Origin of the sequence: Polynucleobacter sp. JS-Safj-400b-B2 (genome assembly GCF_018881975.1) — a bacterium.
In the GTDB taxonomy this organism is placed as follows: domain Bacteria; phylum Pseudomonadota; class Gammaproteobacteria; order Burkholderiales; family Burkholderiaceae; genus Polynucleobacter.
On the sequence record NZ_JACVPJ010000010.1, the window covers coordinates 18,467 to 32,952 of the forward strand.

At 44.5% G+C, this 14,486-nt stretch carries 19 protein-coding genes; 17 read left to right on the plus strand and 2 right to left on the minus strand.

Annotated features, from left to right (window positions below; genetic code table 11):
- The first annotated feature begins 78 nt into the window (after positions 1 to 78).
- The 3 genes from ICN48_RS10560 to ICN48_RS10570 are packed head-to-tail and all read left to right on the plus strand — an operon-like array spanning position 79 to position 2,922.
- Entirely contained in the window at positions 79 to 1,371 is a 1,293-nt protein-coding gene (locus ICN48_RS10560) for an AAA family ATPase (protein ID WP_216153651.1), read from the plus strand.
- Entirely contained in the window at positions 1,364 to 2,497 is a 1,134-nt protein-coding gene (locus tag ICN48_RS10565) for a ParB/RepB/Spo0J family partition protein (protein WP_216153652.1), read from the plus strand. The genes ICN48_RS10560 and ICN48_RS10565 overlap by 8 nt, the downstream gene beginning before the upstream one ends.
- Positions 2,494 to 2,922, plus strand: coding sequence for a single-stranded DNA-binding protein (locus ICN48_RS10570; RefSeq protein ID WP_216153653.1), 429 nt, complete (start codon positions 2,494 to 2,496; stop codon positions 2,920 to 2,922). The genes ICN48_RS10565 and ICN48_RS10570 overlap by 4 nt, the downstream gene beginning before the upstream one ends.
- 373 nt (positions 2,923 to 3,295) lie before the next feature.
- Here ICN48_RS10570 and ICN48_RS10575 read toward each other — a convergent pair whose 3' ends face one another.
- Positions 3,296 to 3,670 carry a hypothetical protein gene (locus ICN48_RS10575; protein ID WP_216153654.1) on the minus strand — a complete coding sequence of 125 codons (375 nt, stop codon included), beginning with the start codon at positions 3,668 to 3,670 and terminating at the stop codon, positions 3,296 to 3,298.
- 345 nt (positions 3,671 to 4,015) lie between these two features.
- Here ICN48_RS10575 and ICN48_RS10580 point away from each other — a divergent pair, with 345 nt between their 5' ends.
- The 5 genes from ICN48_RS10580 to ICN48_RS10600 all read left to right on the plus strand — a co-directional run bounded on the left by ICN48_RS10580 (position 4,016) and on the right by ICN48_RS10600 (position 6,884).
- A complete protein-coding gene (locus ICN48_RS10580; RefSeq protein ID WP_216153655.1) occupies positions 4,016 to 4,471 on the plus strand; it encodes a hypothetical protein in 456 nt (151 codons plus the stop codon).
- Positions 4,468 to 4,911, plus strand: coding sequence for a hypothetical protein (locus tag ICN48_RS10585; RefSeq protein WP_216153656.1), 444 nt, complete (start codon positions 4,468 to 4,470; stop codon positions 4,909 to 4,911). Before ICN48_RS10580 ends, ICN48_RS10585 begins: the two co-directional genes overlap by 4 nt.
- Before the next feature lie 431 nt (positions 4,912 to 5,342).
- Positions 5,343 to 5,735: a hypothetical protein gene (locus tag ICN48_RS10590; protein WP_216153657.1), complete on the plus strand. Its 393-nt coding sequence runs from the start codon at positions 5,343 to 5,345 to the stop codon at positions 5,733 to 5,735.
- Positions 5,732 to 6,184, plus strand: coding sequence for a hypothetical protein (locus ICN48_RS10595; RefSeq protein ID WP_216153658.1), 453 nt, complete (start codon positions 5,732 to 5,734; stop codon positions 6,182 to 6,184). The genes ICN48_RS10590 and ICN48_RS10595 overlap by 4 nt, the downstream gene beginning before the upstream one ends.
- Complete coding sequence (locus tag ICN48_RS10600) at positions 6,177 to 6,884, plus strand: hypothetical protein (RefSeq protein ID WP_216153659.1); 708 nt, start codon at positions 6,177 to 6,179, stop codon at positions 6,882 to 6,884. Before ICN48_RS10595 ends, ICN48_RS10600 begins: the two co-directional genes overlap by 8 nt.
- Before the next feature lie 264 nt (positions 6,885 to 7,148).
- On the opposite strand, the gene ICN48_RS10605 is transcribed toward ICN48_RS10600, so the two are convergent.
- Entirely contained in the window at positions 7,149 to 7,580 is a 432-nt protein-coding gene (locus ICN48_RS10605; protein ID WP_216153660.1) for a hypothetical protein, read from the minus strand.
- Here ICN48_RS10605 and ICN48_RS10610 point away from each other — a divergent pair.
- From ICN48_RS10610 to ICN48_RS10650, 9 genes are all read left to right on the plus strand, one after another.
- The gene (locus ICN48_RS10610; RefSeq protein ID WP_216153661.1) at positions 7,562 to 7,900 is read left to right on the plus strand and encodes a hypothetical protein; all 339 of its coding nucleotides are present in this window, start codon (positions 7,562 to 7,564) and stop codon (positions 7,898 to 7,900) included. The genes ICN48_RS10605 and ICN48_RS10610 overlap by 19 nt on opposite strands.
- On the plus strand, positions 7,897 to 8,229 hold the full coding sequence (locus tag ICN48_RS10615) for a hypothetical protein (protein WP_216153662.1): 333 nt from the start codon (positions 7,897 to 7,899) through the stop codon (positions 8,227 to 8,229). The genes ICN48_RS10610 and ICN48_RS10615 overlap by 4 nt, the downstream gene beginning before the upstream one ends.
- A complete protein-coding gene (locus ICN48_RS10620) occupies positions 8,226 to 9,278 on the plus strand; it encodes a helix-turn-helix domain-containing protein (RefSeq protein WP_216153663.1) in 1,053 nt (350 codons plus the stop codon). Before ICN48_RS10615 ends, ICN48_RS10620 begins: the two co-directional genes overlap by 4 nt.
- Positions 9,279 to 9,328: 50 nt before the next feature.
- Entirely contained in the window at positions 9,329 to 9,640 is a 312-nt protein-coding gene (locus tag ICN48_RS10625; protein WP_216153664.1) for a hypothetical protein, read from the plus strand.
- Positions 9,641 to 9,646: 6 nt separating this feature from the next.
- Complete coding sequence (locus ICN48_RS14105; protein ID WP_216153665.1) at positions 9,647 to 10,024, plus strand: VirB3 family type IV secretion system protein; 378 nt, start codon at positions 9,647 to 9,649, stop codon at positions 10,022 to 10,024.
- Positions 10,021 to 12,441: a VirB4 family type IV secretion/conjugal transfer ATPase gene (locus ICN48_RS10635; RefSeq protein WP_216153666.1), complete on the plus strand. Its 2,421-nt coding sequence runs from the start codon at positions 10,021 to 10,023 to the stop codon at positions 12,439 to 12,441. The genes ICN48_RS14105 and ICN48_RS10635 overlap by 4 nt, the downstream gene beginning before the upstream one ends.
- Positions 12,438 to 13,130 (plus strand): type IV secretion system protein, encoded by a 693-nt coding sequence (locus ICN48_RS10640; protein WP_216153667.1) that lies wholly within the window; start codon positions 12,438 to 12,440, stop codon positions 13,128 to 13,130. The genes ICN48_RS10635 and ICN48_RS10640 overlap by 4 nt, the downstream gene beginning before the upstream one ends.
- Before the next feature lie 88 nt (positions 13,131 to 13,218).
- Positions 13,219 to 13,377 carry a hypothetical protein gene (locus ICN48_RS10645; RefSeq protein ID WP_216153668.1) on the plus strand — a complete coding sequence of 53 codons (159 nt, stop codon included), beginning with the start codon at positions 13,219 to 13,221 and terminating at the stop codon, positions 13,375 to 13,377.
- A 2-nt stretch (positions 13,378 to 13,379) separates the two neighbouring features.
- Entirely contained in the window at positions 13,380 to 14,459 is a 1,080-nt protein-coding gene (locus tag ICN48_RS10650; RefSeq protein ID WP_216153669.1) for a type IV secretion system protein, read from the plus strand.
- Positions 14,460 to 14,486: the final 27 nt, after the last annotated feature.

Here is a 14,486-nt window from a genome sequence, read left to right on the forward strand (position 1 = left end):
ATATCGGACTTACAAGATAGTTTGCCTAGCGTTCTAGCGATCTCACTCTAGGGATCAAGCCATTACCAATTCATGGTAGTGGCGACAAATCAACATTCACCACAGCTTGCCAAGAGCATTTTATCAGATGCCTTGGCAGAAGCCATCTCTGCTGCAGGTAGCCAAGATGGCCTGGCTTGCATTCTTCAAGTTAGCTCAGGGCTCATTACGCAATGGGCCGCTGGCGATGTAGAAGTGCCATCAATCTGTGCCGAGCGCATAGAGGACCTCTTTCAAATTAGCAAAACTCGGTTTCGACCAGACTGGAAGGAGGTCTGGCCTGAGCTGGCTGAGTCTCCCTCCGCAAATTTCTCAACGACCCCAAGGGAGGGACACATGCATCATCCAATGAAAAAACTCTTTATATCTATCCGCAAAGGAGGGGTTGGCAAAAGCACCATTACCTGCCAGCTTGCTACTTACGCGCATTCACTCGGACTTCGTGTTCTTGTACTTGATCTAGATGATCAGGGCAACACCACAAACTTCCTATTGCGAGGAAAAGTTGCCACGCAATTAGATTTTTCAATTTCAGAAGTCTTGTTCAATAAGGCATTCCCTTCAACAACACCAGAATTTGCATTTGTACCAGCCGATACACAGCTCACGCAGGAGCTGGTTGAAAAGGCAAGGACCACATCCGAGCATGATGGACAGCGCATCGAATTGGCCACACTGTCGCATCAAAGTCTAGAGCGATTTTTTAAGGCCGTAGAAAAATCTTACGACCTTTGCATTATTGATGGGCCGCCAGCACAAGATATACGCGTAACGATGGCATTGGCGTTATGCGATTACGTCCTATCGCCAATACAGTTAGCCCAAGAGAGCGTAGAGGGTATGCGCGACACCCTAAGTTCACCAAGAGGCGTTTTGCGTATCAAGGGGTCTGTGAATCCTTCATTAGATTTTTTAGGATTCTTGCCGAATCAAGCCAAATCATCTCCCAAGCAAAAAGAGGCGCTGCAGCAGCTGGGAAAATCACATGGCCAATATTTTTTACGTGACCAAGATGACAGACTTATGTTGATTCCTGAGCGTGAATCCATTCGTCAGGCGCAGGGCGCAGGCGTTTCCTTGCAGGCCCTGGCAACAAGTAATTCTGGAGCCAGGGAAACATGGCCAAGACTAAAAAATGTACTGGATCGTTTGCTTTCCTTAATGCAGTTAGAAGGTCAAATTGACTACATTTCGACTATTCGGGCGCAGCAAAACTTAATCACGAAGAAAACCCTAAAGATTGCAAATCTATATTCGCCAGAAACAGATGCGGCAGATGATAGCGCATTCGTAGCGCAGTTAGATTCTGTTGATGGAGGTGCTCATGAGTAAGCCGGCACCACTCAAAACATTTGACCTGGGGGCATTTGATGTTCCGCTCAACCCTCATAACCAAGTTGCTTCTGTCATATCCATTCCATTGAATGATATTCACGAGGATCCGGATCAACCACGCAAACAATTTGACCAGGCTGATCTTGAGAAGTTTTCACAAGATATTTTGCGTCGTGGCGTGCAGCAACCCATTGCTGTTAAACCGTTGGGCACTGGCATTGCGCAATATCAAATCATCCAAGGAGCACGTCGCTATAGAGCGAGCGTATTGGCAGGACTCACGCAAATTCCAGCGATTGTCAGAGTTAATGTAGTAACTTTTGATGATTACTCTCAAGTAACAGAGAATACCCAACGCGAAGATTTATCACCTCTTGATATCGCGCGCTTTATCCAAAGCCGTAAAGACAAGGGTGAATCCAATGTTTATATCGCTGATCAGTTAAATGAGTCAAAAGACTATGTAGGTAAACATTTGGCCATTTTAGATGCGCCTGAGTTCATTCACGATGCCCTTCGTAGTGGCGTTATACGAGGAGTCCTGTCGGCATATAACCTAACCTCTATTTACAAGAAGTCACCTGATCTAGCGACTCAATTGGTGCGGGATTCTGAATTACTTACACAGGCTCAAATTCTGAGTGCTCTCAAATCAGTTAATACAGCGGCCTTAATTTCCGAGAACCCTGGACTTAGTCAGATCGCCAATATCTCTCCAGAAGGCGCGCAAGCTATTGTGGAAAATGCTAGCGACGTCAAAATCATTTTCAACGATGTGGCCATGGAATCAGCCTCACATCTTGATAATGCAAAAACAAAAATAGTTGCTTTCGCTGTTTCGGAAACTAAAGCCAGCAAAGAAATTGCATCGGCCACCAATAGTGATGAACCCGTTATCAAAGGTAATGAGGCTAGCAGTCCTGATAATTCATCAGAATCGCATATAGATACAGAGCTTGGTGAGCCATCCAAAAAACCGACCTCAAATAAGCAAACCCGCCTTGCGATTAATGGATTTATTCGCAACTTAGATCTCCAGCTTGGTAATAAGGCGGCTAAACATATTGTTCTCAACCATTCTGAAGCTAAGACTTTGAAGGCGTTACTCGAGGGGATGCTATGAGCTCAATTGCACTAAGTCGTAATCTCACTCGCTTTAGCTTGAATGAAATCCAACTCATTGGATCCGTTTCCAAGATTGAAGAAATACGTAAAGTTAAGGATCGCATATTAATTGATTTGGATGTGGTAACTAACGAACGTTTCCGCAATGAGGCTAACGATTGGGTTTCTATAGCCGAGTACCACCACTGTTTTGCTCAGGGTAAAAAGGCTGAAGAGATAGCCCAGTTGGTAATTAAGGGTACCTATGTTTGGGTTCGTGGGGCCGTAAAGACTGTGAAGTTTTCATCTCGCGGCGAGATTAAAAATAAAACCCAAATTCAAATAAAAGAATGGTCCATATTATCTCAATCTGACTTTAGAGAGTCCCAGACGCGACAAATTGATGCGCAGACTCCATCCGAACTATCGGGAGGTCAATCATGAGATATCACGCTTTAGTCCAGCTCCAAAAAACAGAAACTTGCCCGAACAATCAAGCAATGGAATTTGGGTGCTGGCTTTTCTTTCGCAGGAGTGCTGTCCGTGTGGGTATAAAGCGGGTTGGGGCGGTTGTTAGAGCAACCGCCCGCCCTGGCCACCCCGACGCCATTCCACCAAACAGGAGCGCCGCCCGTGGGGCGGCTGGAGCTGGTAGATGGGCCGAGATGGTTACCCGCAGTATATCAAATACACCTATTTTTATGGTGGGGCCCAATTCCCATCGTCACACATCTTATTTGGAGAACAGGGGTAGCGCTAAGAGGAGGGCGGCCGTTAGAGTGGTCGCCCGTCCAGGCTCTATCAGCGTAACTTCCAATCAAATGACGTATTCGCGCTTTAGCAAGACCGCTAATCCTAGGATCGCAAATGCTGCACCGGCTATGGAGCTGGACAAGAGCAGCGATCCGAATTGGTCATGCATTGCTATCACCACCGGGGATAGATCGTGCCATCCATATGGGCTATCTGATCGCCAATATGGAGTATTGAATAAGCACAAGACAAAAAATGAAAAGAAGTGGGAGATAACCAAGAGCGCAATTATTGTTGGAAACGGATGGTCGGCAATACGCTCCAATGACCTATTGGATTGCACCTCGAAAAAATATCCACTATACGCAAGCACTGCCCATACCGCAATTATCGCCGATGGAATGGATAAATATAGCCAAAGTACAAAAAAGTTGTCCACGATCAGATCTCCTATCAAAGGTGTTTTTGGTGTAATTACCCACCGTTCCCGCTGTGCGGTTGTAGCCGCCCGGAAAGAAGTGGGTAAGCAATTCTACCTAGGAGATCTGATCACCACAAATGGCGATTTGAAAGGGCGGACTCAATGCCCACCTTGCACCCCATTTTTTGGGAAATCCAGCCAAATTCGAAAGGTACTGTCCACGGCCGACTCCTTTCCGAGCGTTTGTTTCGAAGCATGGCAATCAACCTCATTCAATGCGATGTCTACTGCGGATGAGGCTTGCCATGACAAAAGCATAGTACGGGATTACGCCGCCATTTATAGAGAGATGAGGGTATTTTTATGATTCCTTCCATTATTGTTTTTTATACCCTCATAAGCATGGCTGTTGTTGGCTTAATAGCCGCAGTATTTGCGTATCGATACGCATTGTCGCCAATGGATTACTGGAAAACTAAGTATATGAATTGGGCATCTATCTGCGGCATTTTGATAATGTCCTTTTCAATTTTGCTATGCGTTTTTAAGAATCAAGATCTCAAACTGATGCTCTCTAGCAACCAGGCGATTGCGCTTGAAATTATTCTTGTAGCAATGATTCTCCCGGTGCTGGCATTGGCATGGCAGCTTGGCGCCATCTTGCAAATCAACTTCTGGATCAATCTTCTTTTTTCATACACTTATCGCCCAGTTATTCGCTTAACTAATGAAGTGCTCAAATCAGGTAGTGCAACCGTTGTCATTGGACAAACCTGTTGCCAAGCTATGAAGCCAATTCACGAGGAGGCCAAGTCATGATTGCTGCAGCACTGTCACCAGCCTCAATTTTGGATTGGATTGTGTTTTATTTATCCCATGGTATGGCCATCATCTTTTTATTTGAGATTGCCCTTATGGGAGCCGGGGTGTTTTGTCTGCGATATATAAAGCGGTGTGATATATCGCACAAGTTAAGTCTTACGCAGATTGCTCTTGGAGGCCTAGGCCTTCAGACTAAAAATCAAGATCTTGGTGAGGACCAATTTGATGATGCTGCAGTACTCAAACTTCTCGCAGTCTTTAGGCGACTGCCGCATTACATTGGTGAATACGATTCACGTGATGTAAATACTGGAATTAAAGGTGCCGGCGGAGAAGAAATTGATTTAAATAGCACTTCTTCTGGCCACATTCGATCAATATCTGATGAGTCCAGCGTTAAGCAGTCAATCTCCAATTCTGGAGAGAAATCACTATGACCAAAATCACGTTCTCTAATCATCAAATAGCCAGGACAGGTCAATCGTATGAACTTATTGGCCCGTCGTTTTGGATGAATATGAAATGCAACCCTTTGGTAGCCCCCAAAAGTTCCGCCGTGAATCGTACGGTAAATGGGTATGTTTCGATTTTTCCAGCGATTAATAGATTCTCGGGTGAGATACATGAGTACCGAGGCTAATATGACTCCGAATGCAAATTCCGTAGTGCTGTCCACGATCAGATCTCCTAAAAAGGGAGTGTTGAGAGAAATTAGCCACCGTTCCCGTATTGCGGTTCCTGCCGCGCGGAAAGAAGTGGTTAAGCAATTCTACCTAGGAGATCTGATCACCACAAATGGTGATTCGTCAGTGTCATTCGAAGGTGAAAGACGGCTTGGCAACGCCAAATTCATCATGGGGTGCTCGAAATGATCATTAATCCAAAAAGGCAGTATTGGGCCATTACCTTTTGTGTTGAAGAAATGCTCTTTTATGCGCTTGCGGTCGCGCTTCAATTCTTTGCAAAGTTAGACCCTTTGTTGATAACAGTTCTCCTGCTTTACGCAGTTGTCCCACTTAATCTGCTGGTCGAATTGGCTCAGAGATTTATCAAGCAATATGCAAGCAATGTGCCCGAGGATGCATTGCTTGAATTTTGTTGGAAATGGTTAAGCTTTATTGGAGGTATTGCTATCTGGTGGCTGATTAACTTTAGATTGATTCAATTGCTCGATATTCCAACTAGCCCTATACATATATACGTACTTATTTTCACATTTCCTCTTTGGGCGATGTTTATTCCAATGGGGTTTTCAAAATGACAACCAAAATTGCAATTACCCCTAAGCTTGTGCGAGAAGATCTTGCGCATAAACATTTAAAACCTTTGCTGGCCGCCTATAGCCAGTTTGCTAATGCTTTTAAATTTCCACGGGCTTTTAGTTTGCTGTTGCTGGCCAACCTCTTTTTTGTAATAGTGGGATCGATACCGTTGCATGATGGGCTATCGGATTTGCTTGAGATGCGTTATAGCGAGAATGCTTGGATATATATACCCGCCTTACTTGCATGGCTCTTCTTGCACTTCGCAGTTACATTTCAGATCTGCCTACTCGCTTTGCTGGCGGCTTTATCGCTTTTTCCTAAGTCCCGAATTGACATTCCGGGCTCTGATGCATTGGCGACCAAGTTAATCAAAAAATCGGATGCTCAACCAGTCAATAGCCAATCGAATGGTGCCATTGAGAAGGGTGATCACAATCATGTTTAATAAACCTACAAGGATTGCAATTGACCATAAATGGCCAAGCCAAACGCGCCATCCAGTTGCTGGTGATGCTGTTACGACCTCCCAACCCCATGGTGATGGTGCACACCAGTGGCCAATTCCAAGTATGAATCCACTTGATATGAGGCTAAGGGCAATATCGACCCAAATAGGTAACGGCTCATATTCATATAGAAAAAATCGTTTTATTCCTTCTCTAGTGGCCAAAGCTAATAGAAGGCTTAGGGTCGTGCAAAGCAAGACTATGCCGATAAATGTGAATCCTATATTAATGCCAGTAAAAAAGCCCACGATCAGATCTCCTATCAAAGGTGTGTTGGTTGAAATTAGCCACCGTTCCCGTATTGCGGTTCTAGCCGCACGGAAAGAAGTGGTTAAGCAATTCTACCTAGGGGATCTGATCACCACAAATGGCGACTTGAAAGGGCGAACTCAATGCCCACCATCCATGGTTGAGTTTCCTTATCAAGGTAGGGTTCTGAAAATTGCTCACCGTTCCCGTATTGCGGTTGCAGTCGCACGGAAAGAAGTGAGTAATAAATTCTACCTAGGAAACTCAACCACCCCATTTTTTGGAAACTTTAGACAAATTCCAAATGCACTTTCCATGGCGGACTCCCTTCCGAGTGTTTGTGCGCGAACATGGCAATCAACCTCATTTCTAAAGGAAGAGCATGTTTAATCGTTCAACACTAAACCTCGCCGAAACAATCAAGATGGCAATCGTTTTTGCCTTCTTCTTGGCAATGCTACTAACCCCGGTGCTCATTTACATGAACCATCTGCCCCAGGTCTCCACTTGGCTATTTGGCCCTAACAATGAATGTCAGCTCAAATGGATAAAAAAATGATGTTACAAAATCTTCGATATGCCATCAGATCTGCAACGTTAGGCGCACTTGGCATTTGCGTCTGCATCACTTTATTTCTAATTTTAGATTTTTATTTAAGCAGCAGTACGTGCTGAGAGCCATCTAATCATGAGTAAAAAATCAATGAATACAAGCGCCATCAAAGTGCCAGCTATATACAGGGCTGTAAATTCTTCAAGCGAGTATGCGACAGGGCCAAATGCTACCAATAACGTAGTGATAACTAAGTTAATTGGGAATGCCAATCTAAGTAACTGCGTTTTAGTGAAATTGCGGCTGATGCAGAAAGTTACAGTGCAGGTAGCTAGCGCATATATGAACGCGGCTAATAGTACATTTTTCTCCATGGTGGACTCCTTCTTATGTGTCATGGGTGGACCACGGCAATCAACCTCATTTAATGCAGCGTCAACTGTGAATGAGGCTTGCCGTGCTTTTAGCACAGCATGGGAGTCCACCACCCCTTCCAGAGTGATTGGGGGTTTAAATGGGTAACTTCTCTTCATTTAACTTCATCCAAACTACGCCCATATATCTATCGGATGCGGTATTGCTACGCCGCGTTAAGTCTGGAAAGATGCTCATAGATGCGAATGGGTGCATTGAAAAACGTTGCGCCAAATGTAGAGACTATTGGCCATCAGATTTGGAATTCTTTTACTCAGCTACCCGCATTGATGGTCTTAATAATTGGTGTAAGGCTTGCTACATAGAGCATCGTTGGCCACAAGGGCGAACCCCTGTAGCGCAGCCATTCTCTGGCGATTGCAGTCTTTTATATCAGCTTCCAGTAAAGCAAAAATCAAGAAATGGAGTATGCGCATGAGTCTACATCTATATCGACAAGTCTCTGATTGCGCTCTGCCTTCAAGGGAAAAATTTGTGCTTCTGCGCTTAGCATTTACCGCTACTGATGGAGGCCTAGCAATGCTGCCGCTAGACCGGCTTGCAAGTGATACAAGCCTCACTGACGAAGAGATTGGGGCGCATTTAACGTCCTTAGAAGAAAAAGGAATTATTGAAAACCGATCCGTATCAATTCGCAATCCCAATGGCCAAACTACAGTGAGTCATGGGTACCAAATTCTTCCTGATCGATTCCCGAAATGGACTCCTGAGCTCCGCAAAGCTCTGCACGAGGAGGGTGCGTTATGAGTGTAAAAGTGCAATCAATGGTTTGGGATGCCGATATTGAGCATAACCAAAAGTATGTATTAATAGCCTTAGCTGACCAGGCTAACGACTTTGGCAAAGAGTGTTGGCCAAGTATTGCTTACCTTGCTGCCAAGTGCAATTTGTCGGATAGATCCGTACAAAGAAGTCTAAAAAAACTTGAGGAAGATGGCTTAATTTCTCGCCAAGCACGTTATGGACGGTCAACTTATTTCACTATTTTTCTTTCTAGATTGGTGGAGTTAAAGCGAAAAGAGTGGGTGGAGGTTGACGAAGATGATCACCAAGATGGTGCAAAAGTTATCCACAACCCCGACAAAAGTTCACCCCGTCAAAATGACACTCCGACAAAGGTTCACCCCGACAATTTGTCACCCCCGACAGGAAACCCAGATTCTGTAGAGACCCCCGACAATTTGTCACCCCCGACAAACGGTCGTAATTTAGACAATTTGTCACCACCACCCCGACAATTTGTCACCCATAACCATCCCTCGATCCATCCTTTATCGTCGACGTCGACAGATGATGTTATCCACAACCCTGAAAACCAAAAGACAAATGCTGCCGAGCAAAATGACTTGGACGCAGTCGTTGAATTAATTTCAACTTGGGAGCAGGGCAGGGGCAAGACAGTTAAAATCACAGCCAGCGATCGCACAAAGATTTCCTACTGGCTTCAAGTTTGCGTTTCTTCTGGTGCCCTGAAAGCAGCCTATGACACAGCTGTCGCCCAACGTCAAAAACAGGGTGATCCAACAGCGGTCACGATCGGGTACCTAGATTCGATCATCGCCTCATCAGCTAAGGCGGGGAAACCCACTAGCGCCCTAGCCAATATCCATGATTCCAACATCAATGCCGCACCCTGGTATGTCACAGATGCTGGCATTGAAAATGAAGCCAATCGCATAGGCTGTAAGCCTCACCCAGGTGAACCATTTCCTCAATTCAAATTACGCGTCTTAGCTTATAAGCAGGTGCCTTATGAGCAATACGAACGCGACTGCAAATCATTCTCTAATTATTAATAAGGAGTTTTAATGCCGCACTTTTATTTCTTCAACACAAGGAGCTTTTTATGAACGCTTTTAAAAAACTAATAATCCGCACTGGGGACATCATTCCAGCAATTACGATTTATATACTTTGCAGTCCAATTTATTCGTATGCCCAATCTCCGGTAATTGCTAACAAGGTTGGCAATTACACATCTGGACTAGTGACCGCAATTTCAGCTGCAGGTCTCGGCGTTGGAACTGGTGCCGCATCGATGGTTGGTTACAAAATGCTTGGCCAAAAAGCCACTTTCGGGGATGTTTGGCACATTGCTGCCGGAGGTCTTATTGCTGCAAGTGCAGGTGCATTTGGATTGTACGTACAGAGCTCCTAAATATAAATGGATCCAATTTTCAAAGGCTGTACTAGACCCACAATGCTCAAAGGTGCGCCAATGGAGCCGTTGATGTATTTTTGCGTGCCTATTTTTATGATCGGGATTATTGGATCTGCATTTCACCCTCTCTCGCTAGTGGTGGCATTTGTACTATGTTTCTCTGTTTGGGTATGGATGCGAATTGTTTCGGAAAGAGATGAGCAGCGCTTAATACAGTTAATGCGGTTGTGGTGGCATCGTCGCCAATATTGGGCCACATTTTATTTATGGATTAGTCGCGATAAGTTAAGCCACCACCATGGATTATTTTCATACTCGCCAATAGATTATCGAAAAAGCGCTTACCTAAGTCGGATGCTTCCCCTTGGAGAAAACTTATGACCAATCCAATTAATAACGATCCGTTTATTGGCAAATTTGTCCCGTTTTCGTGCCATGTGGAACCAACCATTGTTAAAAATAGAGACGGCTCATATTGTTCAACATTGTTGCTGGCTGGGATTGCCTTTGAGACTCAAGATCCCGATGAAATACTTCATCGTCACAATACTTTTTCGAACTTTGTAAAAAGTTTAGGTGGTGATGTTGCGCTGTGGTCTCACCGGATCCGCAGCAAAATTAGCGACCGTCTATCGACTGAGTATGAAAATCACTTTGTACGGTCAATGGCTGAAGCCTATTACGGCAGCTTTAACGGCTACCGGATGAAGAGTAATCAATTTTATTTAACGATTGTTTATAAGCCTGCACGCTTGCGCAGCAAAATTAAACGATTTGGCAATGCGTTTCGTGACGGCGAACAAATCGGAATAGAAGAGGCGGAGGATCTTCGGGTAATGCAGGACCTTCTGTCGCGCACTATCGCTAATATGCGATCTTATAGCCCCCAGGTATTGAGTAGTTACGAAAGATCTGGGGAGCTATTTTCTGAGAATTTTTCATTTTATAAATTTTTAACAGATGGCACATGGCAGCCGGTCCGAGTACTTCGCAGTGCGGCCTATAACTACTTAGCTAGCGCACGAATAACTAGCGATGCCGAGCTGATTGAGTTGAAAGGCCCTGGCAAAACAAGATACGCGGCAATGCTTGATTTACTTGAATATCCAATGAACTCGGAGCCTGGTACGCTAAACTCATTGCTGTACTCGGACTTTGAGTTTATCGAAACCCAAAGCTTTACTGCTAAGTCAAAGCCGGCGGCGCAAAAATATATCGAAACCCAACAAGGGCGGATGATTTCAAGTGAAGATGCCGCACATTCACAAATTGAAGAATTAACAACCGCACTAGATGACCTCATTTCAGGTCGCATTAGCTTTGGCGAATATCACTACTCCCTAGCAATCTTTGGGAATTCACCAGTCGAGGCGCGAAAAAATATAGCCGAAGCCGATGCGATACTCAAAGATTCGGGCTTCATAACTGCTTTGGCTGATATTTCTGCTGAGTTTGCATGGCTTTCTCAAATGCCAGGCAACTTCAGATTTCGACCTCGAAACGTCAGCCTGTCAAATAGAAATTTTTGCGGTCTTAGTTGCTTTCATGGGTTTTATACTGGCAAGCGTCAAAACAACCCTTGGGGTGAGGCGGTTACATTATTAAAAACCCCTAATGCCTCACCGTTGTATTTCAATTTTCACTATACCCCACTTAATGAGCTGTCATACGATAAGAAGGCGCCTGCCAATACAACTTTAATTGGAGCTACCGGTACCGGAAAAACGGTTACTGAAGTTTTTTTACTGTTAATGGCAGATAAGTATTACCCAACGGTAATGTTTTTTGATAACAAGCGTGGCGCTGAGATAGCGATTCGCTTAAATGGGGGTAACTACAGAGTATTCAAGCGTGGTGTTTCAACCGGGTTAAATCCTTTTCATCTACCCGTCAATCCCTCTACCATTCTCTTTCTAATTGACTTAGTTAAGTCGCTTGTGCCAAGAACCATAACCCCTACCGAGCATGACGACATTAGTCGCGCCGTTAACGAGGTAATGCGTTCCAAGGATATGCGGCTACGCTGCCTGTCTTCTGTATATCAGCAGCTATTGGAAACTTCAGAAGACTCCATTAGTGCGCATCTTCGTAAATGGTGCCATGCTGCAGGCGGCAATTTAGCCTGGGTGCTCGACAACCCTCAAAATGAGATTGACATTTATAGCGACCGCTGGAATGGTTTTGACGATACGGATTTAGTAGATTACCCAGAGGTTTTGGGTCCAATCACCGATACGTTGTTGTTTATGGCAGATACTCTAATTGATGGCCGTCGATATATTTATGTAATGGCTGAGTTTTGGATTCGCCTCGGTCTACCTAGGTTTGCTGACTTTGCAACCACAAAGCAATACACAATTCGATCTAAAAATGGTTTCGGTGTTTTTGATACGCAAAGCCCAGCTCAAATTCTCAAAACATCACATACCGCTGCAATTGTGGAGCAAACCCCCACCCAAATTTACTTGCCAAACCCGAAGGCTGACAGATCAGATTACATCAATGGTTTTAAGGTCACCCAAGCTGAATTTGACATCATCTCAACCTTAAGCGAAACATCCCGTCAGTTTTTGATAAAGCAGGGTGGATCCTCATCAGTAGCAACTTTGGACCTGGGCGGATTAGATGCCTATCTGGATGTCCTATCCGCCTCCTTGGATGATGTCGCACTCCTGGATGTGATACGAGCCGAAGTGGGAGATAACCCTGACCAATGGCTACCTGTATTTAGAGCGAGCCTAAGAGATCGTAAAAATCAATCGAAGTTAACACAACAGCGCATTGGAGTAACAGCATGAAAAAGATAGTTGCCAAATTTATTCCCATATTTTCCGCATTTTTATTTTCAACAGGTTTGATGGCTCAGGGAATTCCCGTTTATGACGGCGCTAATTTTGCCAATATGATTCAGCAATTAAATGCATGGCAACAGCAACTTCAAGCCATGCAAATGCAATACAACCAACTGCAAAGCCAATATCAAGTCCTTACCGGGGCAAGAGGTTTTGGTAACTTGCTAAGCAACCCATTGCTTTCAAATGCGCTCCCTGCCAATTTGCAGCAAACATATATGGCCCTTAAAAGCGGCAACCTTTCTCCTGCAGCTCAAATGGCTCGCAACCAAAGCATGGTATATAACTGCCAAAATTTAACTGGGACGGCCTATAGCAACTGCCAAGCAGGTCTTAATGTGAACTATCAAAATCAAGATATGTTCAATCAGGCATATCAGACATCACAACTACAAAGTCAGCAAATAGCAGCACTTCAGGCGCAAATCAATATGACCCAAGACCCCAAAGCAATTGCTGAGCTTCAAGCGCGCATCCAGACCGAGGCTCTTAGCCAGCAAAACACTATGCTGCAAGCGCAGCTTGCTACCCAACTTGCAAAGAATCAAGTTGAATTGATTCAACAGCAGGGCACGGAGTCGACCATGAAATTCTTTAGCGGCAAAAAAGGTATGAGCCAACTGGTTACACAATGAATATTTTCAACCGCTACTTTCAAGCAGTTCATCGAATTAATGCATCAGCAAAAACCCCGAGAGATTTTGGACTAAATAAGTTTAATAAATGAAAAATACAAAATTAATTATCGTCATCATTATTGCGTTAATGATTGGCGGCATAGCTGGAGCCTGGACATACCACTCATTATTCTCTGGCGTAGCCACTACTAAGCAATTTTTTGGTGGAACCAAAGGAATCAATCAGCTGGTTTCGCCTAAATAAGTATGGGATTATTTTCTGTAATTGGATCTACCATTGAAGCCGGGGCCGTATCTTATGCGACCTCTGCTTCGGCAGCTCTTTGCTCTTATTTAGCTCCGCTTTCCATAACGCTAACAACGTTGTGGGTTACGTTATACGGCTATGCCACCATGCGAGGGGAAACGCAGTCTCCAATTATGGCATTTGGATGGCGATTTACCAAGATGGGCTTGATTCTATCCTTAGCAACAAGCGCATCAGCCTATCAATCTGATCTTATGGCATTGGTCAATGCAGCAATAACAGAGGTTTCCAGCGTAATGTTAAGTGTTGCGCCTGGGGTTCAATTCTGTTCGAGCAACTCATCCTCACCATATCAACTGCTTGATTGTTTTTCAGACGCCGGTGACAACATGATGCAGGGATTTCAAGATCAATTAGATCAAATGTCATGGGTCAATGTGGTTGGTGCCTTAGCAATAATATTGTATGCATTCGTTGCTGGAGTTGGGCTTGTTTTGTTTCAAATTATCATGGCAATCGAAGTTATATTTTGCCGCATTGAACTTCAATTATTTTTTGCAGTAGGGCCACTTTTTATCTTTGCCTGGGCTTTTGAGCCCACAAAAAAATATTTTGATGGCTGGCAATCATCGATTGTAAGACTGGGCATAACAAATGTCTTTGTTTTTGGATTTTTGGGGATGGCGATGGCGCTCATGCAAGCCCTTATTGGAAAAATAATGCCCGCTCCTACAGAAAGTTTGGCAGATTTTCTGATTAGAACGGGTGGTACTGTTCCAGCGGTTGCCTTTGCAATCCTATTTACATTCGGAATTCTTGCTGCGATCGCATACAAACTCCCCTCTATAGCCGGCGGTCTTTCGGGCTGTCAATCAAGTGGTGGATTTTTTGGGGCAATGGTTGGTAATGCAATGGGCAAGGGGATTGTTGGCCATGTATTTGCGCCGCCTAAACCAGATAAACCAAAGCCCGGGGGAAGCATTGGTCAAGGAGGCTCTGGAGCTTTAGCAGGAGGGGCTTCGGGTAAATCTTATGCATTTCAAAGAGCTGCGGCTTATGGTCGCCAGCGAGCTAAATAATTTTTTGTTAGAGCAAAAATAACAGGA

Bases quoted from the DNA above. Each gene is read 5' to 3' on its own strand.
- ICN48_RS10565 (WP_216153652.1), top strand. From the start codon at position 1,364: ATGAGTAAGCCGGCACCACTCAAAACATTTGACCTGGGGGCATTTGAT.
- ICN48_RS10570 (WP_216153653.1), top strand. From the start codon at position 2,494: ATGAGCTCAATTGCACTAAGTCGTAATCTCACTCGCTTTAGCTTGAAT.
- ICN48_RS10580 (WP_216153655.1), top strand. From the start codon at position 4,016: ATGATTCCTTCCATTATTGTTTTTTATACCCTCATAAGCATGGCTGTT.
- ICN48_RS10585 (WP_216153656.1), top strand. From the start codon at position 4,468: ATGATTGCTGCAGCACTGTCACCAGCCTCAATTTTGGATTGGATTGTG.
- ICN48_RS10590 (WP_216153657.1), top strand. From the start codon at position 5,343: ATGATCATTAATCCAAAAAGGCAGTATTGGGCCATTACCTTTTGTGTT.
- ICN48_RS10595 (WP_216153658.1), top strand. From the start codon at position 5,732: ATGACAACCAAAATTGCAATTACCCCTAAGCTTGTGCGAGAAGATCTT.
- ICN48_RS10600 (WP_216153659.1), top strand. From the start codon at position 6,177: ATGTTTAATAAACCTACAAGGATTGCAATTGACCATAAATGGCCAAGC.
- ICN48_RS10610 (WP_216153661.1), top strand. From the start codon at position 7,562: ATGGGTAACTTCTCTTCATTTAACTTCATCCAAACTACGCCCATATAT.
- ICN48_RS10605 (WP_216153660.1), bottom strand. From the start codon at position 7,580: ATGAAGAGAAGTTACCCATTTAAACCCCCAATCACTCTGGAAGGGGTG.
- ICN48_RS10615 (WP_216153662.1), top strand. From the start codon at position 7,897: ATGAGTCTACATCTATATCGACAAGTCTCTGATTGCGCTCTGCCTTCA.
- ICN48_RS10620 (WP_216153663.1), top strand. From the start codon at position 8,226: ATGAGTGTAAAAGTGCAATCAATGGTTTGGGATGCCGATATTGAGCAT.
- ICN48_RS10625 (WP_216153664.1), top strand. From the start codon at position 9,329: ATGAACGCTTTTAAAAAACTAATAATCCGCACTGGGGACATCATTCCA.
- ICN48_RS14105 (WP_216153665.1), top strand. From the start codon at position 9,647: ATGGATCCAATTTTCAAAGGCTGTACTAGACCCACAATGCTCAAAGGT.
- ICN48_RS10635 (WP_216153666.1), top strand. From the start codon at position 10,021: ATGACCAATCCAATTAATAACGATCCGTTTATTGGCAAATTTGTCCCG.
- ICN48_RS10640 (WP_216153667.1), top strand. From the start codon at position 12,438: ATGAAAAAGATAGTTGCCAAATTTATTCCCATATTTTCCGCATTTTTA.
- ICN48_RS10645 (WP_216153668.1), top strand. From the start codon at position 13,219: ATGAAAAATACAAAATTAATTATCGTCATCATTATTGCGTTAATGATT.
- ICN48_RS10650 (WP_216153669.1), top strand. From the start codon at position 13,380: ATGGGATTATTTTCTGTAATTGGATCTACCATTGAAGCCGGGGCCGTA.